Annotated in this window: 19 protein-coding genes; 10 read left to right on the top strand and 9 right to left on the bottom strand. The window is 70.5% G+C overall.

Annotation, left to right across the window (positions count from 1 at the left end):
* The first annotated feature begins 78 nt into the window (after positions 1-78).
* Entirely contained in the window at positions 79-924 is an 846-nt protein-coding gene (locus tag HCA58_RS14305) for an FAD:protein FMN transferase (protein WP_169598407.1), read from the top strand.
* A 360-nt stretch (positions 925-1,284) separates the two neighbouring features.
* Entirely contained in the window at positions 1,285-1,644 is a 360-nt protein-coding gene (locus HCA58_RS14300; protein ID WP_169598316.1) for a hypothetical protein, read from the top strand.
* A gap of 116 nt (positions 1,645-1,760) precedes the next feature.
* Here the strand turns inward: HCA58_RS14300 and serA are convergent, their stop codons facing one another.
* From serA to HCA58_RS14275, 5 genes are all read right to left on the bottom strand, one after another.
* Complete coding sequence (gene serA, locus HCA58_RS14295; RefSeq protein ID WP_169598315.1) at positions 1,761-3,359, bottom strand: phosphoglycerate dehydrogenase; 1,599 nt, start codon at positions 3,357-3,359, stop codon at positions 1,761-1,763.
* A 272-nt stretch (positions 3,360-3,631) separates the two neighbouring features.
* The gene (gene ilvC, locus HCA58_RS14290) at positions 3,632-4,645 is read right to left on the bottom strand and encodes a ketol-acid reductoisomerase (RefSeq protein WP_169598314.1); all 1,014 of its coding nucleotides are present in this window, start codon (positions 4,643-4,645) and stop codon (positions 3,632-3,634) included.
* 80 nt (positions 4,646-4,725) lie between these two features.
* Positions 4,726-5,241, bottom strand: a complete 516-nt coding sequence (gene ilvN / locus HCA58_RS14285; protein WP_169598313.1) for an acetolactate synthase small subunit — start codon at positions 5,239-5,241, stop codon at positions 4,726-4,728.
* A gap of 79 nt (positions 5,242-5,320) precedes the next feature.
* Positions 5,321-7,192: an acetolactate synthase large subunit gene (locus HCA58_RS14280; RefSeq protein WP_169598312.1), complete on the bottom strand. Its 1,872-nt coding sequence runs from the start codon at positions 7,190-7,192 to the stop codon at positions 5,321-5,323.
* 235 nt (positions 7,193-7,427) lie between these two features.
* Positions 7,428-9,773 carry a bifunctional diguanylate cyclase/phosphodiesterase gene (locus HCA58_RS14275; protein WP_240956234.1) on the bottom strand — a complete coding sequence of 782 codons (2,346 nt, stop codon included), beginning with the start codon at positions 9,771-9,773 and terminating at the stop codon, positions 7,428-7,430.
* Positions 9,774-9,901: 128 nt separating this feature from the next.
* Between HCA58_RS14275 and ilvD the strand changes: the two genes are divergently transcribed.
* The 3 genes from ilvD (at position 9,902) to HCA58_RS14260 (ending at position 13,603) form a co-directional block, all read left to right on the top strand.
* Positions 9,902-11,749, top strand: coding sequence for a dihydroxy-acid dehydratase (ilvD, locus tag HCA58_RS14270; RefSeq protein ID WP_169598311.1), 1,848 nt, complete (start codon positions 9,902-9,904; stop codon positions 11,747-11,749).
* A complete protein-coding gene (locus HCA58_RS14265; RefSeq protein WP_346775988.1) occupies positions 11,746-12,234 on the top strand; it encodes a hemerythrin domain-containing protein in 489 nt (162 codons plus the stop codon). Before ilvD ends, HCA58_RS14265 begins: the two co-directional genes overlap by 4 nt.
* A gap of 124 nt (positions 12,235-12,358) precedes the next feature.
* The gene (locus HCA58_RS14260; protein WP_169598310.1) at positions 12,359-13,603 is read left to right on the top strand and encodes an endonuclease/exonuclease/phosphatase family protein; all 1,245 of its coding nucleotides are present in this window, start codon (positions 12,359-12,361) and stop codon (positions 13,601-13,603) included.
* 97 nt (positions 13,604-13,700) lie between these two features.
* On the opposite strand, the gene HCA58_RS14255 is transcribed toward HCA58_RS14260, so the two are convergent.
* Positions 13,701-14,405 carry a hypothetical protein gene (locus HCA58_RS14255; RefSeq protein WP_169598309.1) on the bottom strand — a complete coding sequence of 235 codons (705 nt, stop codon included), beginning with the start codon at positions 14,403-14,405 and terminating at the stop codon, positions 13,701-13,703.
* A gap of 69 nt (positions 14,406-14,474) precedes the next feature.
* The gene (locus HCA58_RS14250) at positions 14,475-15,479 is read right to left on the bottom strand and encodes a helix-turn-helix domain-containing protein (RefSeq protein WP_169598308.1); all 1,005 of its coding nucleotides are present in this window, start codon (positions 15,477-15,479) and stop codon (positions 14,475-14,477) included.
* 140 nt (positions 15,480-15,619) lie between these two features.
* Between HCA58_RS14250 and HCA58_RS14245 the strand changes: the two genes are divergently transcribed.
* Positions 15,620-16,078, top strand: a complete 459-nt coding sequence (locus tag HCA58_RS14245) for a DUF2690 domain-containing protein (RefSeq protein ID WP_169598307.1) — start codon at positions 15,620-15,622, stop codon at positions 16,076-16,078.
* A gap of 171 nt (positions 16,079-16,249) precedes the next feature.
* The gene (locus HCA58_RS23895) at positions 16,250-16,372 is read left to right on the top strand and encodes a hypothetical protein (RefSeq protein WP_277351259.1); all 123 of its coding nucleotides are present in this window, start codon (positions 16,250-16,252) and stop codon (positions 16,370-16,372) included.
* Positions 16,373-16,382: 10 nt separating this feature from the next.
* On the opposite strand, the gene HCA58_RS14240 is transcribed toward HCA58_RS23895, so the two are convergent.
* On the bottom strand, positions 16,383-18,656 hold the full coding sequence (locus HCA58_RS14240; RefSeq protein ID WP_169598306.1) for a bifunctional diguanylate cyclase/phosphodiesterase: 2,274 nt from the start codon (positions 18,654-18,656) through the stop codon (positions 16,383-16,385).
* 231 nt (positions 18,657-18,887) lie between these two features.
* Here HCA58_RS14240 and HCA58_RS14235 point away from each other — a divergent pair, with 231 nt between their 5' ends.
* On the top strand, positions 18,888-19,265 hold the full coding sequence (locus HCA58_RS14235) for a PH domain-containing protein (protein WP_169598305.1): 378 nt from the start codon (positions 18,888-18,890) through the stop codon (positions 19,263-19,265).
* Here HCA58_RS14235 and HCA58_RS14230 read toward each other — a convergent pair.
* Positions 19,259-20,185, bottom strand: a complete 927-nt coding sequence (locus HCA58_RS14230) for a 2-hydroxyacid dehydrogenase (RefSeq protein WP_169598304.1) — start codon at positions 20,183-20,185, stop codon at positions 19,259-19,261. The two genes, HCA58_RS14235 and HCA58_RS14230, sit on opposite strands and share 7 nt — an antisense overlap.
* 93 nt (positions 20,186-20,278) lie before the next feature.
* On the opposite strand from HCA58_RS14230, the gene HCA58_RS14225 reads away from it, so the two are divergent.
* On the top strand, positions 20,279-21,460 hold the full coding sequence (locus HCA58_RS14225; protein WP_346775987.1) for a PQQ-dependent sugar dehydrogenase: 1,182 nt from the start codon (positions 20,279-20,281) through the stop codon (positions 21,458-21,460).
* Between the two features lie 56 nt (positions 21,461-21,516).
* A complete protein-coding gene (locus tag HCA58_RS14220) occupies positions 21,517-23,127 on the top strand; it encodes a metallophosphoesterase (RefSeq protein WP_169598303.1) in 1,611 nt (536 codons plus the stop codon).
* Positions 23,128-23,232: the final 105 nt, after the last annotated feature.

Below are 23,232 nucleotides of genomic sequence, written 5' to 3'. Positions count from 1 at the left end.
CCTAGCGTGAGCGTGACGGGTCGCAGGCCCGGGTGCGCACGCGACGAGGCGGTGGGCACCGAGGAGGGGACGGAAGCGATGTGGACCGACGAGCAACCACGAACCCGCTGGGTCGACCCGGCGGTCTTTCGCTTCCGCCGACCCGATCTGCGACTGGGTACCCAGGAGCGGCGACCGGACCGCACCGACCTCGTGGTCGGGGACCGGATCACCGTCCGGCACACCGTTCGCACCTCGACGGGGTCGTACACCCTGCTACTGAACGCCCCCGAGTGGCTGGGTCGGCGCGGCACCGGCGCGGCACTACGCGACGCCGTGGCCGAGCTGCGGGCGATCGACCTCACGTACGGTCCGAACCGCCCGGAGAGCCTGGTGTCCCGGTTGCGCCGAGGCGAGATCAGCGCCGAATCGTACCCACCCCTCACGGAACTGGTGGACCGCTGCGCCGCGATGCGGGCGGCCACCGACGGCTGGTTCGACGCCTGGGCGGTGCCCGGCGGCTTCGACCCGGGTGGGCTGCTCGGCGGGTGGGCGGTCGAACGGGCCGCAGCCCGACTGCGTGACGCCGGCATCCACGACTATGCCGTGCTCACCGGCGCCGACCTGGTGGTACGCGGTCAGGCCGCGCACGGTGGCCCGTGGCGGATCGCGGTGCACCATCCCACTGACCGGAGCCGGGCACCGCTGATGCTGGACATGACGGCCGGTGCGGTCGGCACCTCCGGAGTGACCGGACGGCACGGCCACGTGGTGGACCCGCACACCGGCGAGCCGGCCCGACAGTTGGTCGCCGCGACCGTGGTCGGACCCGACCTCACCGTCGCCGACGCCTACGCCACCGCCCTGTACGCGGCCGGACCGGCCGGGTTGGCCTGGTTCCGCCCGGGGTCGGACTATCGGGTGCTCTTCGCCGCACCGCGGTGAAGAGCACGATCCGGCGGAGTGACGCGACCACCAGGAATCAGACGACCACCACGGGGCTGCGCAGAGACAGCGATCGGCCTCCACGGTCGCGGCAACGACCGTGGAGGCCGGTCGGCGACGAGTGCGCGTGGCTCGCGCAATCGAGGGGTGCGGACCGCTCGGCCGGGCGTCGACCGCGCCACCCGAAGACGGGCCGACGTCACGTGCTCGGCAGGTGACCGCACCCGTACGTTATCGAGTTGATGCGTTTCGCGGCAAGGGTTCCACAGGGGAGCAGCCACGCAATCCCGGTGCCCCGACCGGTTCCCAGCGGCAGGGTCGTTTTCGACAAGGTGAACCGCAGATGGCACGCTGTCCGCCGTGAGTTTCGATCTGAGCGTGTGGGCCCTGCCGGATGGGGCGACGCCCGAGGACGTACGAGCGGCGGTTCAGCAGTGCCGGGACGGCCGGCACCAGGAACGTCAACCGGACCCTCGATGCGTGGCCTTCTACCGGGCTCTCACCGCCAGCTACCCCGAGCAGCCCGCCGGCCCGAACACCCCCTGGGCGGTCGCTCCGCTGCACAAGGCGGCCGACCACATCGAGCTGAACCTGGACCCCGCCTGCCCGGACCAGGTGCTGCTCGACATCGAGCGGCTGGCCGGCGAGCATCGGCTGATGCTGTTCGACGCCCAGGACGGTTCGGTCTACCCGCCGCCCGGGGCCCGGCTGGCCGGCTGACGCCCGCCGGACAGGCGAACGCAACGCTCCGACCGCCTCCTGTCCGGCGATCGGACGACGAGGGGCCCGGCCGATGGCCGGGCCCCGTCGTGGCGTGCCGGTAGCGCCTGCGCGGGCTACTCGTCGCGCAGGTCGGCGGCGCTGGCCGAGGTGGCACCGATCGAATCCGCTGCCGAGGTGAGCAGGTCGGCACCGAGCGCCTGATCCACGGTGAGGGTCATCAGGGTTTCGCCGCCGGCCTCCCGACGGGCCACCTGCATCGCCGCGATGTTGATGCCGGCCTGACCGAGCAGAGTGCCGACGGTGCCGACCACCCCCGGGCGGTCGGCGTAGCGCAGGAAGAGCAGGATGCCCTCGGCGCCGATCTCCACGTCGAAGCCGTCCACCTCGGTCAGCTTGATGACGTCGCGGGCGCCAGCCTGCGTGACGGTGCCGGAAACACTCACCGTACGGCCGTCGGGTAGCGCACCACGCACGGTGACCAGGACCGGATGATCGACAGTCTCGGTCTGGGTGACGAGCGACACCTCGACTCCCCGCTGCGCGGCCAGGTGCGGCGCGTTGACGTAGGTCACCTGCTCCTCGATCACCGAGCTGAACAGGCCCTTGGTGGCGGCGAGCTTGAGCACCGACACGTCGTGGCCGACGATCTCGCCACGCACCTCGACGGTGACGCTGGCGGCGACCACGCCGGCAACCGCGGTGAAGGCACGACCGAGTTTCTCGGCAAGCGGCAGCAGCGGCCGGACATCCTCGGCGACCACGCCGCCCGCCTGTACGTTCACCGCGTCCGGCACGAACTCGCCCTGCAGGGCCAGCTTGACACTCTTGGCCACCGACAGGCCGGCCTTGTCCTGCGCCTCGGCGGTGGAGGCGCCCAGGTGCGGGGTGGCCACGACGTTGTCGAAGGCGAACAGCGGCGAGGAGGTGCACGGCTCCTTGGCGTAGACGTCCACCCCGGCACCGCCGACCCGGCCCTCGGCGAGCGCGTCGGCGAGGGCCTGCTCGTCGACGAGTCCGCCCCGCGCGGCGTTGACGATCCTGACCCCCGGCTTGACGATGGAGAGTTCCTTCTCACCGATCAGTCCCACGGTCTCCGGGGTCTTCGGCAGGTGGATCGAAATGAAGTCGCTTTCCCGCAGCAGCTCCTCCAGACCCACCAGCCGTACGCCGAGCTGCGCGGCGCGGGCCGGCTGGATGTAGGGGTCGTACGCGATGAGCCGGGTGCCGAAGGCGGCGATCCGGGAGGCGAAGAGCACGCCGATGCGGCCGAGACCGACCACGCCGACCGTCTTGCCCTGCAGCTCCACGCCTGTGTACTTGGACCGCTTCCACTCCCCCGCCTTGAGGGCCGCGCTGGCGCTCGCGGTGTTGCGGGCGACCGCGAGCAACAGCGCGACGGCCTGCTCGGCGGCGGAGACGATGTTCGACGTGGGCGCGTTGACGACCATGACGCCCCGCGCGGTGGCGGCCGGCACTTCCACGTTGTCCAGGCCGACACCGGCCCGGGCCACGACCTTGAGTCGCGGGGCGGCGGCGATCGCCTCGGCGTCGATCTGGGTGGCACTGCGGACGATGACGGCGTCGGCCTCGGAGAGCGCCGAGAGCAGGGCCGGGCGGTCGGTGCCGTCCACGTGCCGGACGTCGAAGTCGTGGGCGAGCACCTCGATGGCGGCGGGGGCGAGTTCTTCGGCGATCAGTACGACAGGAGTCATTGGTCCTCGTAGATGTCGTCAGAGCGGTCGGCCGGGGCTGGACGCTGCGTTGCGCCCGGCGCGCTCCCGGGCCATGGCCGTCAGGTGCCGCCTGGAGCACCTACCCGCGATCGTAGGGGGCGGGCTGCCCGGTGCGCGCCGGAGATCGGGGTGAGTGCCCTCACAAACCGGACGTGACGTACGTGTTAACGATCGTTTACCAGGCGGGCCATTACGGCACCCGACCCCGGCGTCGGGGAGAACGCCGGGGTCGGGTGCCGTGGGGGATACGCTCAGGCGGTCTCGGTGATCGGCCGGTCCACCCAGCTCATCATGCCGCGCAGCTTCTGACCGGTCTCCTCGATCGGGTGCGCCGCACCCTCGCTACGCCACTTGTTGTAGTTCGGACGGCCGGCCTCGTCCTCGGCCACCCACTCACGGGCGAACTCACCCGACTGGATCTCACCAAGGATCTTGCGCATCTCCTCCTTGACCCGACCGTCGACGACCCGGGGACCACGGGACAGATCGCCGTACTCGGCGGTGTCCGAGACGCTGTAGCGCATCCGGGCGACACCGCCCTCGTACATCAGGTCCACGATCAGCTTCAGCTCGTGCAGACATTCGAAGTAGGCGATCTCAGGGGCGTAGCCGGCCTCGGTGAGCACCTCGAAACCGGTCTGCACCAGTGCCGCCGCGCCACCGCAGAGCACCGCCTGCTCGCCGAAGAGGTCGGTCTCGGTCTCCTCGGTGAAGGTCGTCTTGATCGCTCCGGCCCGGGTGCCACCGATGCCCTTGGCGTACGACAGTGCGAGCGCGAAGGCGTTGCCGCTGCCGTCCTGTTCCACGGCGACCAGGCAGGGCACACCCTTGCCGTCGACGTACTGCCGGCGGACCAGGTGACCGGGGCCCTTCGGCGCGACCATCGCCACGTCCACCTCAGCCGGCGGCTTGATCAGCCCGTACCGGATGTTGAAGCCGTGCCCGAAGAACAGCGCCTTGCCCGCGCTGAGGTTCGGCGCGATCGACTCGGCGTAGATGTGGCGCTGCGCAGTGTCCGGGGCGAGAATCATGATCACGTCGGCCTCGGCCGCCGCCTCGGCCGGGGTAAGTACCCGCAGCCCCTGCTCCTCGGCCTTCGGCCGGCTCTTCGAGCCCTCCGGCAGACCGATCACCACATCGACACCGGAGTCGCGCAGCGACAACGCGTGGGCGTGCCCCTGGCTGCCGTACCCGATCACGGCGACCTTCTTCGCCTGGATCAGGCCCAGGTCGGCGTCGTCGTCGTAGTACACCTCAACGCTCATGACTTCCCTTTCGTACGGCGGCCGCAGCGGCCCGTCGTGGCTGGTGGCGACCCTGGTCACGGACCCGGGCCGAGATGGGTTCAGGCGGCCCGCAGAGCCGGACCAGCGGTGATCGCACGCGAGCCGCGCCCGATCGCCACCAGGCCCGACTGGACCATCTCCTTGATGCCGAAGGGCTCAAGGTCGCGCAGCAGCGCGTCGAGCTTGTCCGGGGTGCCGGTGGCCTCGATGGTGAGGGTGTCGGCGGCCACGTCGACCACCCGGGCCCGAAACAGGTTCACCGTCTCCAGGACCTGGCCCCGGGCGTTGCGGTCCGCACGCACCTTGACCAGCAGCAGTTCACGGGCCACCGACGTACCCGGATCAAGCTCGACGATCTTGAGCACGTTCACCAGCTTGTTGAGCTGCTTGGTGACCTGCTCCAACGGCGAGGACTCCGCGTTGACCACGATGGTGATCCGCGAGACGTCCGGATTCTCGGTCTCGCCGACCGCGAGACTGTCGATGTTGAAGCCGCGCCGGGAAAACAGGCCGGAGACCCGGGCCAGCACGCCCGGCTTGTTCTCCACCAGGACCGAAAGCGTGTGAATGGTCATGCCGCGACCTCGCTGAAGACGGTCGCGCCACCGCGCGACAGGGGGCTGGGCTTGCTGTCCGGTGCGTGTCGTGCACTCATCAGAGGTCGTCCTCGTCGAAGGTCGGGCGGACACCGCGGGCGAACATGATCTCGTCGTTGCTGGTGCCGGCAGGAACCATCGGCCAGACCATGGCGTCCTTGCCGACCACGAAGTCGATCACCACCGGCCGATCGTTGATGGACATGGCCATGTCGATGGTCCGGTCCACCTCCTCGGCGGTCTCGCAGCGCAGCCCCACACAGCCGAGCGCCTCGGCCAGCTTGACGAAGTCCGGAATGCGATGCTTGTGGGTGCCGAGGTCGGTGTTGGAGTAGCGCTCGCCGTAGAAAAGCGTCTGCCACTGGCGGACCATACCGAGGTTGCCGTTGTTGATGACCGCGATCTTGACCGGGATGCCCTCCAGGGCACACGTGGCGAGTTCCTGGTTGGTCATCTGGAAGCAGCCGTCGCCGTCGATGGCCCAGACCACCGTGTCCGGTCTGCCCACCTTGGCGCCCATCGCCGCCGGTACCGCGTAGCCCATGGTGCCGAGCCCACCGGAGTTCAGCCAGGTCTGCGGCTTCTCGTACGAGATGAACTGGGACGCCCACATCTGATGCTGGCCGACACCCGCGACGTAGATGGCGTCCGGGCCGGCGATCTCCCCCAGCCGCTCGATCACGTACTGCGGGGACAGAGTGCCGTCGGACGGCTCCTCGTATCCCAGCGGATAGCGCTCACGCAGGTCGTCCAACTGGGTCCACCAGTCGGCGATGTCGGCGGCCCGTCCCGCCGCGCGTTCTGCGGTGACCGCAGTCAGCAGTTCGTCGATGACGTGCCGGGCGTCGCCCACGATCGGCACGTCCGCGTGCCGGTTCTTGCCGATCTCAGCCGGGTCGATGTCGGCGTGCACGACTGTGGCGTCCGGCGCGAACGAGTCGAGCTTTCCGGTCACCCGATCGTCGAACCGGGCACCCAGCGCCACGATCAGGTCCGCCTTCTGCAACCCGTAAACCGCGGCGACGGTGCCGTGCATGCCGGGCATCCCCAGGTGCTGCCGGTGCGAGTCGGGGAACGCGCCCAGTGCCATCAACGTGGTGATCACGGGGATGCCGGTCAGCTCGGCCAGCCGGCGCAGACCCTCGGTGGCGCCGGCCTTGAGCACGCCACCGCCGACGTAGAACACCGGCCGGCGGGCGCCACTGATCAACCGGGCCGCCTCACGGATCTGCTTGCCGTGCGGGTGCAGGGTCGGCCGGTACCCGGGCAGGTCCAGGGTGGGCGGCCAGGTGAAGGTGGTCGACGCCTGGAGGACGTCCTTGGGGATGTCCACCAGGACCGGCCCGGGACGCCCCGTCGAGGCCAGGTGGAACGCCTCGGCCAGCACCCGGGGCAGCTCACTACCGTCCTGCACGAGGAAGTTGTGCTTGGTGATCGGCAGGGTGATGCCCTGGATGTCCGCCTCCTGGAAGGCGTCCGTACCGATCGACGGGCGGGCCACCTGACCGGTGATCGCCACCAACGGCACAGAATCCATGTACGCGTCGGCGATCGGGGTGACCAGGTTCGTCGCCCCCGGACCGGACGTGGCGATGCACACTCCGACCCGGCCGGTGGCCTGGGCGTAACCGGTGGCGGCGTGACCGGCCCCCTGCTCGTGCCGTACCAGGACGTGCCGCACCGTCGAGTCGTAGAGCGGGTCGTACGCCGGCAGGATCGCGCCGCCCGGGATACCGAAGACGACGTCTACACCGAGTGCCTCCAGGGAGAGCACGAGCGAGCTGGCACCGGACACCTGGACCGGGGCGGGACGGGCCGCCGGGACAGCCGGCGAGGCGGTCCGGCTGTGGTCGGCGTCACCCGGCGCCTCGGCGGCGGTACGGGCACGCCGGGCGGAGTGGGCGAGAGTCTCGGGCGTGGGTCTCGTCATGGCGGTTGGCCTTCGGCTGAAGTGGGTGGGGCTGCTCACACTGTCGAACACGGACGGGGTCGGCGTTCGATTGGTTCGACGGCACTAAAAAGGCCCACGTGCCAGATGCACGGGGCCAGCGCACTCTCAGTCACGGAGAGTGCGCTCAGGTAAGTACTCGCAGCGACCGGTACGACAACATGGGCTCAAGACTGACGCATCTCACGCGATGAGTCAACTGATCCCACATTTTGGTTCACGGAGCCGGCGCGTCACCGTCGGGCACGCCGAACCGATCGGGCGTGACCTGCCCGGGAACACTCTCGGCGCGGCGCTGGACGGGAGGAACGGCCGGGTGCGGAGGCGGGCCAACCGCAGCGGCCGTACGGGTCGGCGGACGGGCACCAGCCGATGTCGCCGCCTCCAGCATCGCCTCCAGGTGTTCAGCCGGTACGCCCCAGCCGAACAACGCGCCCTGCCCGAACCGACAACCGGCGGCCACCACCGCAGCCAGCTCCGTAGGGGTGGTGACCCCCTCGGCGATCACCTCCAGGCCGAACTGGTGCCCCAACCGCACCACGATGTCGACCATCGGGGCGAAGGCCGGGCCGTCTCGACCCTCCGGCTGGACCGGCTCGTGCTCCGCCACCAACCCATGATCGATCTTGAGAATGTCGATCGGGAGCCGTCGGAGCTGGTTGAGCGAGGAATAACCGGCACCGAAGTCGTCCAGGGCGATCCGCACCCCGGTCAGCCGGAGCGCGGTCAACCGCCGGATCAACTCGTCGAGATCGGTGGCGACCGCATGCTCGGTGACCTCCAGCACCAGCCGCTGCGATGGTACGTGATGGGCACGCAACGCCTCGGCGACCTGCACCACGTACTCGGGGGCGTGCAGCTCACGCGGGGACACGTTCACCGACATCCAGACGTCGTGGCCCTCCGCGAGCCAGCGGGACAGCTGGTAGCAGGCCTGGTGCAGCACCCAGGCACCAAGCTTGGCAATCATCCCGCTCTCCTCGGCGAGAGGGATGAACTCGTCCGGCCGGACGTTACCCAACTCGGGGTGACGCCACCGCAGCAGCGCCTCCGCGCCCACCGGCCGCACCGACGGCAGGGAGGCCACCGGCTGGAACACCAGACGCAGCTCGTCGCGCTCGATCGCACCGCGCAGCTCGTGCTCCAGCGTGGTACGGCGGCGCAGCAGCCGGTCGTACTCGCCGTCGTAGCGCTCGATCCGGTTCTTGCCGCGCTGCTTGGCGTAGCGCAGCGCCAGATCCGCGTGCCGCAGCAGCAACTCGACGTCGCTCTCGTCGGTCCAACCCGCCAGGCCGATGCTCACCGACAGGAAGACGGGAGCCTCGGGCTGCTCGTAGACGGCACCGAGTACCCGCAACAGTCGCTGCGCCACCACCCCCGCCTCCGCCGGGCCACCGTGCATCAGCACCGCGAACTCGTCACCACCGAGCCGGGCCGCGATATCACCGGGCCGGAGATTGCCACGTAACCGCCGGCCCACCTCGGCGAGCACGGCGTCGCCGACATCGTGGCCCCGCATGTCGTTGACGTGCTTGAAGCCGTCCAGGTCCAGCCCGAGCAGCACGCACGGCACCCGCTCCTCGGCGTGGCGGTGCAGGGCCCGCAGCAGGCCACGTCGGTTGGCCAGGCCGGTGAGTGCATCGGTGTGCGCGAGCTGCCGGAAGTGCGCCTCCCGGTCGGCGAGTCGACGGGCGTAGGCCCGCACATCGTGCAGGGTGAGGTACTGCCGGGCGACCAAAGCGAAGCCCTCGACGCTGCCGGCAGCGATGGCCAACCCGTCGAACCGGCCGTCCTGCAGGAGGTGGTACATCGCCGAGGCGGCCATGGCCCCCATCGGCACGAAGGCGTACTCACCGTCGCGGCGGATCACGTCGATGGCCAGCGCGCCAGGCGGGTCGATGCGGTAGGCCGCGACCGCAGCGATCAACAACCCCACGGCGAGCACCATCGTGCCGGTCAGCGCCAGCCCCGGCCCGGCCTGGCAGAGCCCCGCCGCGACACCCAACCCGCCCACCGACGTGGCGGTGATCCCGGTACCCAGCACGGCCAGGCAGCGTCGGGGCGCCGACGCCCGCAGCACCATGATCGCGGAGAGACCGGCACTCAACGCCGCGCTGACCGAGGCGAGCAGAATCGACGGGCAGGCTGTCGGCGTGGCGTCGCCGAGCAGCCGGGTCGGCTCGGAGAACAACACCCAGCCGACGAACCAGAGCGCGGTACCCACGATCACGCCGTCCAGCGTGAGCCGGGCAGCCGACGGCACCGAGCCGGTCACCCCGGGCAGGCGGAGCAGACCGAAACAGAACAGCAGACCTCCGGTGGCCGTGCCGAGCGCCACCAGGGTGGCCGCGTTGGCGCGAAACTGCTGCTCGTGCGCCCAGTGCCCGTCCGCGGTCACCACGATCGCAGCCCCGACGAGCATGGCCACCACGGCGAACGAGCCGCCGGCGGCCAGCACCGCGTACGCCTGGCGGTGGGGTGCGGCCCGGCGGCGGACAGCGACGGCGAGCAGTGCGCCGGCTGTCAGAGCGATCAGCGAGCCCAGCACCGCAGCGCCGATCATTGCCGGTGTCGTGTGCACACCCTCAACTCTGCCGGATCGATGTTCGCCGTGGGGGTCGGGTGTGCATCTGTTGGGACACGGCGCGACGTCCGTGTCGGGGCCGGCTGACCGGTGTCAGACTGGTAGCCATGCCTGAGCTGCGGTCGAAGACCTCCACGCACGGTCGGACGATGGCCGGTGCCCGGGCCCTCTGGCGGGCCACCGGGATGACCGACGACGATTTCGGCAAGCCGATCGTCGCCATCGCGAACAGTTTCACCCAGTTCGTGCCGGGCCACGTACACCTAAAGGATATGGGCGGTCTGGTCGCCGACGCGGTGGCCGCAGCCGGTGGAGTCGGCCGGGAGTTCAACACCATCGCGGTCGACGACGGCATCGCCATGGGCCACGGCGGCATGCTCTACTCCCTGCCCAGCCGGGAGCTGATCGCCGACGCGGTCGAATACATGGTCAACGCACACTGCGCGGACGCTCTGGTCTGCATCTCCAACTGCGACAAGATCACGCCAGGCATGCTGCTGGCCGCGCTTCGGCTGAACATCCCCGCCGTCTTCGTCTCCGGCGGCCCGATGGAGGCCGGCAAGACGGTGGCGATCGAGGGGATCGTGCACAGCAAGATCGACCTGATCGACGCGATGATCGCCTCATCGAACGAGGCCGTCACCGACGAGCAGCTGGACACCATCGAACGCTCCGCCTGCCCCACCTGCGGTTCCTGCTCCGGCATGTTCACCGCGAACTCGATGAACTGTCTCACCGAGGCGATCGGGCTGGCGCTGCCCGGCAACGGCTCGACGCTGGCCACCCACGCCGCCCGCCGGTCGCTCTTCGTCGAGGCCGGTCGCACCGTCGTGGAGATCGCCAAGCGGTGGTACGACGGTGACGACGCCTCGGTGCTGCCCCGTGCGGTGGCATCCCGGGCCGCCTTCGAGAACGCCGTCGCGCTGGACGTGGCGATGGGCGGCTCGACGAACACGATCCTGCACCTGCTGGCCGCCGCCCGCGAGGCCGAGCTGGACTTCTCGGTCGCCGACATCGACGCCATCTCCCGCCGAGTGCCGTGCCTGGCGAAGGTCGCCCCGAACTCGCCGCAGTACCACATGGAGGACGTGCACCGCGCCGGTGGGATCCCGGCCATCCTCGGCGAACTCGACCGCGCCGGCCTGCTGCGCCGGGACGTGCACGCGGTGCACGCCCCCACCCTGGAGCGCTGGCTTGCCGACTGGGACGTGCGCGGGGGCGCCGCCGGCACGGAGGCGATCGAGCTGTTCCACGCCGCGCCGGGCGGGGTGCGTACCACCGAGCCGTTCTCCACCACCAACCGGTGGTCGTCGCTGGACACCGACGCGGCCGGCGGCTGCATTCGGGACCACCAGCACGCCTACACCACCGACGGTGGGCTGGCCATCCTGCACGGAAACCTCGCACCGGAGGGCTGTGTGGTGAAGACGGCCGGGGTGCCCGAGGAGTGCCTGACGTTCCGAGGCCCGGCCAAGGTCTACGAGTCCCAGGACGACGCGGTGACCGCCATCCTGGCGAAGGAGATCGTCGCCGGGGACGTGGTGGTGATCCGCTACGAGGGGCCGAAGGGTGGTCCTGGCATGCAGGAGATGCTCTACCCCACCTCGTTCCTCAAGGGCCGGGGCCTGGGCCGGGCCTGCGCGCTGCTCACCGACGGCCGGTTCTCCGGCGGCACCTCCGGACTCTCCATCGGGCACGCCTCCCCCGAGGCCGCCTCCGGTGGGCTGATCGCGCTGGTCGAGCCCGGTGACGAGATCGTCATCGACATTCCGGCCCGCTCCATCGAGCTGAACGTCCCCGCCGACGTGCTCGACGCCCGGCGGGTCGCCCAGGAGAAGCGGGACCGCCCGTACACTCCGGTCGACCGGCAACGCCCGGTGTCGGCGGCGCTGCGCGCGTACGCCTCGATGGCCACCTCGGCCAGCGACGGCGCCTACCGCCGCGTCCCGGAGTGACCGACCGGATGGCCCGGCCTGCCGGCGGCGAGACCAGGCTCGTCGCCTGGAGTCACGAGCTGCGCGGCGTGCACGATCGGCTGCGCGAAGCCCTGAACCTGACCCGCAACGCGCTGGCCAGTGGCGACGCGGCCGGACCAGCCACCCGTGACCTGCTGCTGTTCTGTCACGGCTTCTGTGCCGCGCTGACCGGGCACCACGAGGGCGAGGACCGCGAACTGTTCCCCGCGATCGCCGCCGCCTACCCGGAGCTGCGCGACACCCTGCGACACCTGACACAGGACCACTCGATGATCGCGCATCTGCTCGCGGGTCTGCAGGCCGCCGTGGACCGGGCCGCCTCCCCGGCCGAGCTCGACCGTCACGTCGAGGGCATCGCCGCCATCATGGAGAGCCACTTCCGTTACGAGGAACGCCAGCTGCTAGCGGTGCTCGACACGCTCGCCCTGGACGCGGACCCGTCGGCCGTCCTCGGCCCGTTGTGAGCCCGTCGAGGAACGCCGTCGAGCACCCCGGACGGACGCGGCGGATCGTCCATTACGGTTCACCCTGGCGTCATACCGCTCCCGGTAGCGTGGCAATCGTCGATCGTGGACCGGGAGGGTGTCGATGGGTGCGAAGCGAAAGGTTGGCGCCGCGATCACAGCGGCGCTGCTCGCCACGACGGCGGCGGTCGTGGTGCCGTCGCAGGCCAGTGCCGGTCGGGGGGAACCGGGCACCCTGCGGGTGGCGACCTTCAACGCCTCGCTGAATCGGGGGACTGCCGGCGGGCTGGTCGCCAACCTGTCCGGGCGGGACGACGCGCAGGCCGGCAATGTCGCCGAGGTGATCCAGCGGGTACGCCCGGACGTGCTGCTGATCAACGAGTTCGACTACGACCCGACCGGGCAGGCATTGGCGTTGTTCCAGGACAACTACCTCTCCGTGCCACGCAACGGCACCCGGGCGATCCGCTACCCGTACCGCTACGCGGCTCCGTCGAACACCGGTGTCCCCTCCGGACACGACCTCAACAACGACGGGACCGTCGGTGGACCCGACGATGCCTACGGATTCGGGCTCTTCCCCGGCCAGTACGGCATGGCGATCTACTCGGCGTACCCGATCGACTTGACCAGGGTGCGCAAGTTCCAGACGTTCCGCTGGCGGGACATGCCCGGCGCGCTGCTGCCCGACGACCCGTCCACCCCCGAAGCCGCCGACTGGTACACCCCGCAGGAACTCGCCGACGTGCGGCTGTCCTCCAAGAGCCACTGGGACGTGCCGATCCGGCTTCCCGGCCGTACCGTGCACCTGCTGGCCAGCCACCCCACGCCGCCGGTCTTCGACGGGCCAGAGGACCGCAACGGCCGCCGCAACCACGACGAGATCCGCTTCTGGGCCGACTACGTCTCGCCGTGGCGGGCCGGCTACATCTACGACGACGCCGGGCGGCGCGGCGGGTTACGGCCGGGTGCGGCCTTCCTGATCGCCGGTGACCTCAACTCCGACCCGTACGACGGCGACAGCCTGCCCGGCGCGGCGCAGCAGCTGCTCGACCACCCGCGGGTCAACGACCGGGTCGTGCCGGCCAGCGCAGGCGGAACCGCGGCGGCCCGGCGGCAGGGCGGCGCCAACCTCGACCACCGCAGCGAACCGCGCTTCGATACCGCCGACTTCGCCGACACCAGCCCCGGCAACCTGCGGGTCGACTATCTGCTGCCGAGCCGGGGCCTGCCGGTCCGTTCCACCGGAATCTTCTGGCCGGTGCCGGGTGACCCCCTGTTCCGGCTGGTCGGCGACTACGACCCGGCCCTGCCGGGCGGTTTCCCCACCTCCGACCATCGGCTGGTCTGGCTCGACCTGCGACGCTGAGGTGTCGCCTGCCCTGGCGTCGTGACCGGGGCCGGGGCCACACCAACACCGGCTCCGAAGGCACCAACCGAGTGATCAAGACGATCGCCGGCGACACTCACTGAATCGCCGGAACAGCGCAGACTTCGACGTCACCGCGCTGCACGAAGGCGATCTTCTCGTAGACGTGAACAGCCCGCACCGGTCGCGCCGCCCTACCCGCCGGCCCCGCCCAGTGCCGCCGGTTCACGTCGTCGCAGAGATCCTGAACCAGCCGCATCGAGGTTCCGGGATGCCCCGGTGGACCGCCACCGTACTCGTCAAGGTAGGCGGTCGACATGTCCTCGATGACGTAGAAGCCCGAGGGCCGTACGTGGTCGACGAAGAGTGCCTCGAACGACGTACGGATGTGTGCGTTCACGTGGCTGCCATCGTCGATGACGACATCGAACGGCCCGTGCCGACGACCGAGTTCCCGCAGGTAGACCTGGTCGGACTGGTCGCCCCGGTGAACATGGATGCGAGGCTCGTCGATCCGCTTCTCGGCAATGTCGAGGCCGTGGATCTCACCGAACTGGAAATAGTCCCGCCAGGTGCGTAGCGACGAACCTCCCCAGGTGACGGAGTCGTAGCCACCGATCCCGATCTCCAGCAGGTTGACGGGGCGGTCACGAAACGCCGCCAGATGACGCTCGTACAGCGTGGTGTAGCCGTGGCCGCGTTGCTTGTCGGTGTCGTAGACCCTGGCCAGCAGGGACAGGTTGCGACGCGCGGCGGGCGCCACGAACCTCTGGACCCGGATGATCCGTTGATCACCGATCACGTGTCGAATTTTCGCCCGTAGACTGGCCATAACCTACTATAAATGCCCCCAAGGGCACATAACGCCAGATCAGGGCACTGGGCGGACCTGGGCGGCGCCGCGCCAGCATCCCGTGCGGCCGACCGCCGACCGCCACCCCTCACCGGAAAGCTCCACCAGCGCATAGACGCAGGTGCGCGTACTGGTCAACAGGTTGCCATAGGCAGAGATGCCGGCGTAGTCCATGCTGAACTCGGCCGTGCGTGTCGGATCGTCGCCATCGGTCACGGTCAGCCGCACCTGAGCGGGACTCGGCACCGGCACGGACGGCGCCGGTGCCGGCACGAAACGAGGCCAACTCGCACCGCAGGCGGGCGCATAGCGAAGCTCGACCGTACCGACCACCCGATCGTCGAGCAGCACCGCGTTGCTGTCCAGAGTCGTCACGGCGGGATCGGCCGCGCAGCCTGCGTCCTTCGGGTCGGCGCCGTCCCGGGCCGACACGCTGGTGTACCCCACGTCGGATGCGGCTGCGGAGGGACTCACGGGTGCGGTGGGCGTCGCACGGAAAGACCCGGCGAGCCAGGGTACGGTGACGAATCCGATCACCGCGACCACGACGAGCCCGACAGCGAAGCCGGTCCGCCTCGCTGTACGGGAGGTCAGGTCAGGAAGACCCTCTCCGGACTGATCACCGTCGGCGAGTTGGGCGGCACCGCCCACCGGACCGGCCCCGCTCACGTCCAGGCCGGCCACAGCACCCGAACGCTGCTCTGCACCGGGCAGACGCTCGGCGCGGAGCGAATCGAGAGTGCCGGACCCGGCAGAGTCGATGGCAGCCCGCAACGCGTGCCACCGTTCGGTCCATTCGCGCTCGTCGCCGCCGAGCGCGCCGACGTAGGCCAGCGTGGTGTCCAGGGTGGGCATCCGCCGGCCGCCGGCCGCTTCCGACAACGAACTCGACGACCGGTGCGCCCGACGAGCCAGAGCGTGATACGTGGGACGTCCTGCCGCCTCCCTGAGCTGGCGCAACTCGGCAGCGAACGCCTGAAGAGGGTCGACGGTGGGATCCACCGGACGTTCCGCCCGAGCCATGAGCCCTCCCTGGGATTGATTAACCGTCGCCGTTGTTGATTGTCCGACGCGACACAGCGTAGAGATCAGTGTCGACGGAAGGTAGAGATGGGGAGTCGCATCCCGCGGCTGAGACAGCCCACCAGAGTTCAGGAGACACAATGATCCGGAACGCCCGACGGTTTGCCGCCGCTGCCGCAGGCGCCCTCATCACAGCCAGCCTCCTGGTCGCGGCGCCAGCCTCCGCCGCCACCTGCAGCGGTCACGGCTGCGACGGCTTGGATCCGATCGAAACCGGCTGCTCCGCCGACGCCAGTAACGCCACCACCTACCCGAAGTACATCGTCCAGGGCTCGACCACCCTCGCCGTGGTGGAACTGCGCTGGAGCGCCGCATGCAAGACGAACTGGGGTCGGATCTCCAACCGGGTCAGCCCCAGCAACACCGTTCAGGTCCACGTCTACCGGTCGAATCCGTACGGCACCACCGACTGGTACGGCGGCACCGGCCGGCAGTACTACGGTGACCAACTGTACGGACACAACATGAGCGTGTGCGCGGTCGGCAAGGTGACCACCGCCTCCGGCACCGTGCTGACCAGCGACCCGCTCTGCGCCTGACAACTGCCGAGGCCGGCCCCTACGCGGAGGGCTGGACCGGCAGGTGAAGCACCGGGCCGGCGCGTCACGGGACCACGCGCCGGCCCGGCGACCACCTTCAACAGCTCAGCTGGGCGGTGCAGGTGGGAAGCGGCGCCTGCCCCACCGGAGACGTTGGCCAGGTGCCCTTCCATGAAGGTCGTTGACGCAGCGCAACACCGGGCGGGTGGTGAGGCATTCCCCGCTGTGCGGCTGGCGCATCCACCGCTCACCGCGCTCAGCCGGACCCGCAGCCACCACCGGGTGAAACGGTGAGCCCGATCGGTCACCGTGACGTCGAGGGGAACTCCTCGAAGTACGCCTCCACCCGCTCAGCGGTCGCCGGCCGAGCCAGCTCGAAGCCCTGGCCGTACCGGCAGCCGGCCCGATGCGCCCCCTCGACCTGATGGACCGACTCCAACTCCTCGGCCACCACCTCAAGGCCAAGCCGCTCGGCCACCGTGACCACCACGTCCAGCAGAGGCCGGTGCGGGTCCGCACTCACCGAGGCGACCTCAGGTCCGACCTTGAGCAGGTCGATCGGTAGTCGCCGGAGCTGAGCGAGGGAGGCGTGCTCGGCCCGGAAGTCGTCGAGAGCGGTGCGGATGCCCATCGAGCGGAGGCCGGCCAGCCGGGCCACCACCGTCGGCAGCTCGGCGGCCACCTTCGGCTCGGCAACTTCGATCACCAACTGGTCCGGCCCCACCCCGTACGCCTCCAGCACCGCTGCCGTCCGGGGTACGAAGTCCGGCGAGGTGAGTTCGCCGGTGGTCACGTTCACCGCCATCCACAGCCGTCGGCCGCCCACGCTCCAGTCGGCCAGCTGTCGACAGGCCCGGTCCAGCACCCAGACCCCCAGCTCTCCCACGATGTCGAGATCCTCGGCCACCGGAAGCAGTTCCGCCGGGAAGACGGTGCCGAGCACGGGACTGCGCCACCGCAGCAGCGCCTCCGTACCGACCGGTGCCCGGTCGGCCAGGCCCAGCACCGGCTGGTAGATCAGATCCAGCTCTCCCCGGGCGACCGCGCCGGGCAGCTCCCGCTCCAGGTCGAGCCGCCGGACCAGCTGCTCCTCCAGATAGGCGTCGTACCACTCGACCCGGTCCCGACCAAGCTGGGCCGCACGCCGACGGGCCAGGTCCGCCTGACGGAACAGATCCTCCGGCCGCCCCCTGCCCAACTCGGCAAGCCCGATGCTGGGCCGCGACCGCAGCACCGCACCGGACACCTCGTAGGGGCGACCCAGCGCCACGAGCAACCGGGTACCCAGCGCGTACGCGAACATCGGCCCGGATCGGGTGAGCACCGCGAGCCCCGCACCGACCAGGTCGAACACGGCGTCCTCGTCGGTGGCGACGGCCCGCGCCCGACGGACGGCCTCCGCCGCCACGTCGTCACGCACCAGCCGGCCGGGAAGCTCCGCGAGGTGCAGGTCGACCACGAGCAGGGCACCGCCGGCCGGTTCGGGGCAGGCCGCCAGTGCCCGCAGTAGGCCAACACGGCCTGCCGCGTCGTCGTAGTCGTCGGCTACCGGCGTCATCGGGGACGCCGCGTCGGCGGCAGCGGCCACCGGCCCGTCCGGCGGCGTGGGGGCCGCGGCATTCAGCAGCTGGCGCACCACAAGCGGCGGGACCATGGCGAGTGCGAGCAGCACCGCCGTACGGTCCGGCAGGAGCCCCACCTGCAAGTGGTGAGCGACGGCGAGCACCACCGCGACCGGTGGCAGCACCACCCGTGGCCAGACCAACCGGTCCCGCCGGGCGGGATCAACCCGCGTCACCTGCGGGAACCCGGCGGCGATCAGCAGCACACCGACGACCAGTGGGGGCACCGCCAGCAGTGCCGCCCGCCCGGCGGCGGGACTGGCCGGCAACGCGGCCAGCAGCACCAGAGCGAACAGGGTCAACGCGGCGCCACCACGACAACGGGCGGTACCGCCGTCACGGCCGGCACCGGTGAGCACCGCCAACGCGTCGACGGCGAGTAGACCCAGGCCCGCCGCGACTGCCAGCCGTGCGTGGGTCGACACACCGGCGTACGGCAGTAGCAGCCAGGCGGTGAGCACCAGGCAGACACCGGGCGCGGCCTGGTCGAGCAGTCGGCGCAGCCGACTGCGGATCGACGGACGTGGCCGGTCCAAGCTGAACAGACCACCGCCGAGCAACGCCGTGGTGCCGGCGAGCCCGGCGGCAGCAGCCGCCGGACGGTACCCGGCGGAGGCCAGCGGCAGCACCGCCGCGGTCAGGCCGGCGAACACCACCGCGGCGTGCAGCAGGGCGGCAGCTCGACGCGGCCGTGCCGCCCGACGACGGGCCAGTCGTCCGGCCGGTGCGCCGCCGACCGGCGAGTCGGTGCCGAGGGACAGCCGGGACAGCCGGACCCCGGCGAGGGTGGACGCTGGCGCGGCGGCGAGCGCCACCACCGCGATCGCGGGCACCGGACCGGCCGCACCGAGGGCGACCAGGACGGCGGCGACCGCGAGCACGCAGATCTCCGGTAGGGGCGGCCGGTGGGCGCTGGCGCGCAACGGGGCGGTACGGAACACAGACGCGACGGGCACGGCGGTCGCCTTCGTGAGGGGGCACGGGGGCGGTACGCGGACGAAGGACACAGTCCTCCGCCCACCATCGTGGAACGAGTCGCCCGTCGAGAAGTGACGGCCAGTTGACAGTGAGTCAGGTTACCGCAACCGATCGTCGAGCGGAGTGGCGGGCCGACCTCTACGAATGACCACGCCGCGGTGGCCTCGGCCCACCGCCGGCCGGTTCCACCCGGGTGGGATCATCTGGTCATGCCTCGCACCGAGACCGCACGATTCCGGCACAACCAGGCCATCCTGGTCGCGGCGATCGTGGCCACCATCGGCGCACTGCCGCTGGCCAGTTCCCGTCCCTATCTGCTGCCGGTGCTGCTGGTGCCGCTGTCGGTGGCGGTCTGGGCGTGGCGGGCCGGCACCGACGCCGACATGCGCGGGCTACGGGTACGCGCGCTCGCCGGAGAGCGGCAGATCTCCTGGGACCAGGTGGTCGAACTCGCAGCCGACCCTCGCGGGCGGGCGATCGCCCAGCTCGACGACGGCCGACGGTTCGTGCTCCCGGCCGTACGGGGTGAGGACCTGCCGAGGCTGGTGGCGGCAGCCGGACGCGACACCACCGAAGCGGATCAGTAGCCGTCCACCACCACGTTACGCGGCGGCTCACCGGCCACGAAACGTCGGATCTGCTCACCGACCAGGCGGTACGCCCGGGGCAGCAGGCCCCGCACCGAGCCGGCCACATGCGGCGTGATCAGCACGTTCGGCATCGCCCAGAGCGGGTGGTCGGCGGGCAGCGGCTCGGGGTCGGTCACGTCCAGCGCGGCGCAGATCCGGCCGGTGCCCAGCTCGGCGACCAGGGCCTCGGTCCGGGCCACCGGACCCCGGGCGGCGTTGACAAGCAGGGCACCGTCGCGCATCGCGGCGAGGAACGTCTCATCGACCAGCCCCCGGGTCTGCTCGGTCAACGGCACCAGCAGCACCACGACGTCGGCCTGTGGCAGTAGGCGCGGCAACTCGTCCACACCGTGCACCCCGTGCCCGGGCCGGGCGGTCCGAGCCACCAGCACGAACTCCACCTCGAACGGCGTCAGCCGAGCCCGCAGCGCGGTACCGATCGACCCCGCGCCCACGATCAACACCCGTTTGCCGGCCAGTTCGTCGGTGGGGGCCACCTCGTCGTACGCCCACCGTCGCCGGGCCTGCGCCCGAGCCATCGCGGGGAAGCCGCGCAACTGGGAGAGGATCGCGGCGACCACCCACTCGGCGGTGGACGGGTCGTGCACCCCACGGGCGTCGCAGAGCGTGACACCGTCAGGCATCCGACCCACCCAGACGTCGGCACCGGCGGAGAGGAGCTGCACCACCGCCAGATCGGGCAGCTCGTGCAGCAGGCCCACAGCTTTGCGTCCGGCCAGGAAGGGCGGCACCCAGAACTGGACGCCGGCCTTCGGCGACGGCAGCTTCGCCGGGTCCTCCACCGTCTCGACGATGACCTCCGACGGCAGCTCACCGAGCAGGGCACGCCCGGAATCGTGCGGGATCCAGACCTTCACCTCGCCGACGATAGGCGCCGGTACCGGCTGCCCTGCGATGGGCACCCGCGTCGCCTGTCACGCGGTCGGCCCCGGCGGGCTACTCTGGGCCGGGTGAGCGCTCCCCCGTACCGTCGCGCCCGTCACACTCGTGGCGCCCGCCAGGTTCGTGCCACCCTCGGCGCGTCCTGCGCGGCACTGCTGCTCGTCGCCAGTGGTTGCAGCCTCGGTGACCCCGAGCCCGACCCGGCCGGCGAGCCACCGAACCTGCCCAGTCCGACGGCCCAGGTCGGCAACGGCGACCAGGAGGTGGTCGCCACCGAACTCGCCCAGGGGCTGCGGGTGCCGTGGGGAATCGCCTTCCTGCCCGACGGCGGAGCCCTGGTCACCGAACGCGACAGTGGCCGCATCGTCCAGGTCGGGCCGGAGTCGACCACCGACGGTCTGAAAGTCACCGAGGTGCAGACCATCGACGACGTGGTCGCTTCCGGCGAAGGTGGCCTGCTCGGCATCGCGGTCTCCCCGGAGTTCACCCAGGATCAGACGATATTCGTGTACTACACGGCCGAACGGGACAACCGGGTGGCTCGGCTTCGACTCGGTGAAGAACCGACCCCGATCCTCACCGGTATCCCGAAGGCCGGCATCCACAACGGTGGTGGCTTGGCGTTCGGCCCCGACGGTCAGCTGTACGTCAGCACCGGAGACGCCGGGGACACCGACCAGTCACAGGACGTCGACCAGCTCGGAGGCAAGATCCTGCGAATCACACCGGAGGGGAAGCCGGCACCCGGGAACCCCTTCCCGGACTCCCCGGTCTGGTCCCTGGGCCACCGCAACGTGCAGGGCATCGCCTGGTCCAGCGACCGGATGTTCGCCGTCGAATTCGGTCAGAACACCTGGGACGAGATCAATCAGATCACCAAGGGCAAGAACTACGGCTGGCCCGAGGTCGAGGGACGCGGCGGCGACGACCGCTACGTCGACCCGATCGTGCAATGGTCGACCGACGAGGCGTCCTGCTCCGGCCTGGCCGCCGTCGAGCAGATGCTCGCCACCGCCTGCCTGCGCGGTCAACGACTCTGGCTGGTCGAGTTGACCGAAACCGGCACCGTTCTCGGCCAGCCGCAGGCACTGCTCACCGAACGGTACGGGCGGCTGCGCGCAGTCGCCGCCGCGCCGGACGGTTCGCTCTGGGTCAGCACCTCCAACCACGACGGGCGGGGCCGACCGGCACCCGAGGACGACCGGTTGCTGCGCCTCGTCTTCGCCGGGGGCGGAGCCGGACGCAGTTGAGGCGACCATGACGCGTCGCTGCCGAGATCCCAAGGCGGACAGGTAAGAATCTCATCATGGACGGTCAGCAGAACGACGAGCCACGCCGCGATCGGGCCGGGGACACGCCCCCCGGTCGGCCGCGACGCTTCCCACCGATGCGACGCCCCACCGCAGCGCACAGTGGCCGAGAGTGGCATCGGGGCCTACACCGCTTCGCCATCGCCCTGGCCGTGCTGGTCGTGACACTGTTCGGCGTGGTCGCCGGTGTCCTGGCGGGCGGAAACATGGGCACCGACATCGGGCCGTTCCATGCCCGGCTCTCCGTTTCGCCGACAACAGATGGTGGCACCACCGTCGACATCCCCCCGCTTGGCTCGCTGCTACTCAACAGCCATGACGGGCCGACCCGCCTCACCGTGGAGCTTGGCGCGCTGGAGCAGAGCCGCGTGGAGGCGCTGATCGGCGACCCGGCGGGCCTCAACCGGGCCACCCAGTCGGCGGTCGACGAGGTTCGGGACGGGGTGCTGAGACTCGGGCTGCGTACCGTCGGTTCAGCCGTACTGGCCACCCTCGTGCTTGCGCTGCTGGTGTTCCGCGACACCCGCCGGGCGGCCTGGGCCGGTGGCCTGGCGCTGCTGGTCACCGCCGGTAGCCTGGGCACCGCTGCCACGACCATCCGACCCGAGTCGATCGAGGAACCCCGGTACGAAGGGCTGCTGGTCAACGCCCCGGCGATCGTCGGCGACGTACGTAAGATCGCCGACGACTACACCCGGTACGGCGAGCAGCTCCAGCGGCTCATCGGCAACGTCACCCAGCTCTACACGACAGTGTCGGCGCTGCCGGTGTACGAGCCGGAGCCGGGCACCACCCGGGTGCTGCACATCTCCGACCTGCACCTCAACCCGAGTTCCTGGCAGCTCGTCAGGACCGTGACCGAGCAGTTCGGCATCGACGTCGTCATCGACACCGGCGACATCACCGACTGGGGCAGCGAGCCGGAGGCGTCCTACGTCGGGTCGATCAGCCTGCTGGACAAGCCCTACGTGTACATCCGGGGTAACCACGACTCGGGGCGGACAGCCGCGGCGGTAGCCCGCCAACCCAACGCGGTCGTGCTCGACAACACCACTGCCACCGTCGCCGGGCTGACCATCGCCGGCATCGCCGACCCCCGCTTCACCCCGGACAAGAGCACCTCGCCGGCCAGCGGTGGGCTCAACCAGCCCACCGCCGACCAAATGATCACCAATGGGGAGACGCTCGCCGCCACGATCCGCAGTTCTCCCCGGCCTGTCGACATCGCGCTGGTGCACGACCCGGCCGCCGCCGGCCCGCTGTCCGGCACCTGCCCGCTCGTGCTCGCCGGGCACACCCACAACCGGCAGGTCAACACCCTGCCCGAGGTGCCCGACCAGCAGCTCACCACGCTCATGGTGCAGGGTTCCACCGGCGGCGCCGGCTTGCGGGGCCTCGAAGGCGAGGAGCCGACTCCGTTGGCGATGACCGTGCTCTACTTCGATCAGGAGAAGCGACTGCAGGCATACGACGACATCACCGTGGGCGGTACCGGCCAGGCCCAGGTGAACCTCGAACGCACCGTCATCGCCCCACCGGTAACGGCCCTGGTCGCCACTCCCTCTCCCACCACGAGCATCACCCCCACCCCCACCCCCACCCGCTGACGCAACTCGGCTACAGGGCGATCCCAACCCACCCTCGAAACCGCGAGATCTTGGACATTTTCCGTTGGGCGAACGGAAAATGTCCAAGATTTTCTAATGGGGTAC

The sequence above is a fragment of the Micromonospora sp. HNM0581 genome (assembly GCF_012726175.1).
Lineage (GTDB): Bacteria > Actinomycetota > Actinomycetes > Mycobacteriales > Micromonosporaceae > Micromonospora.
Note: the sequence above shows the minus strand (reverse complement) of the source record. Positions and strands in the feature narration are given on the sequence as shown.

What these genes read in the sequence shown, in the direction of transcription:
- ilvC (WP_169598314.1), bottom strand. Translation starts at nt 4,645, where the DNA reads ATGAGCGTTGAGGTGTACTACGACGACGACGCCGACCTGGGCCTGATC.
- HCA58_RS14305 (WP_169598407.1), top strand. Translation starts at nt 79, where the DNA reads ATGTGGACCGACGAGCAACCACGAACCCGCTGGGTCGACCCGGCGGTC.
- HCA58_RS14275 (WP_240956234.1), bottom strand. Translation starts at nt 9,773, where the DNA reads ATGATCGGCGCTGCGGTGCTGGGCTCGCTGATCGCTCTGACAGCCGGC.
- HCA58_RS14235 (WP_169598305.1), top strand. Translation starts at nt 18,888, where the DNA reads ATGCCTCGCACCGAGACCGCACGATTCCGGCACAACCAGGCCATCCTG.
- serA (WP_169598315.1), bottom strand. Translation starts at nt 3,359, where the DNA reads ATGACTCCTGTCGTACTGATCGCCGAAGAACTCGCCCCCGCCGCCATC.
- ilvD (WP_169598311.1), top strand. Translation starts at nt 9,902, where the DNA reads ATGCCTGAGCTGCGGTCGAAGACCTCCACGCACGGTCGGACGATGGCC.
- HCA58_RS14250 (WP_169598308.1), bottom strand. Translation starts at nt 15,479, where the DNA reads ATGGCTCGGGCGGAACGTCCGGTGGATCCCACCGTCGACCCTCTTCAG.
- HCA58_RS23895 (WP_277351259.1), top strand. Translation starts at nt 16,250, where the DNA reads ATGAAGGTCGTTGACGCAGCGCAACACCGGGCGGGTGGTGAGGCATTC.
- ilvN (WP_169598313.1), bottom strand. Translation starts at nt 5,241, where the DNA reads ATGACCATTCACACGCTTTCGGTCCTGGTGGAGAACAAGCCGGGCGTG.
- HCA58_RS14245 (WP_169598307.1), top strand. Translation starts at nt 15,620, where the DNA reads ATGATCCGGAACGCCCGACGGTTTGCCGCCGCTGCCGCAGGCGCCCTC.
- HCA58_RS14280 (WP_169598312.1), bottom strand. Translation starts at nt 7,192, where the DNA reads ATGACGAGACCCACGCCCGAGACTCTCGCCCACTCCGCCCGGCGTGCC.
- HCA58_RS14260 (WP_169598310.1), top strand. Translation starts at nt 12,359, where the DNA reads ATGGGTGCGAAGCGAAAGGTTGGCGCCGCGATCACAGCGGCGCTGCTC.
- HCA58_RS14220 (WP_169598303.1), top strand. Translation starts at nt 21,517, where the DNA reads ATGGACGGTCAGCAGAACGACGAGCCACGCCGCGATCGGGCCGGGGAC.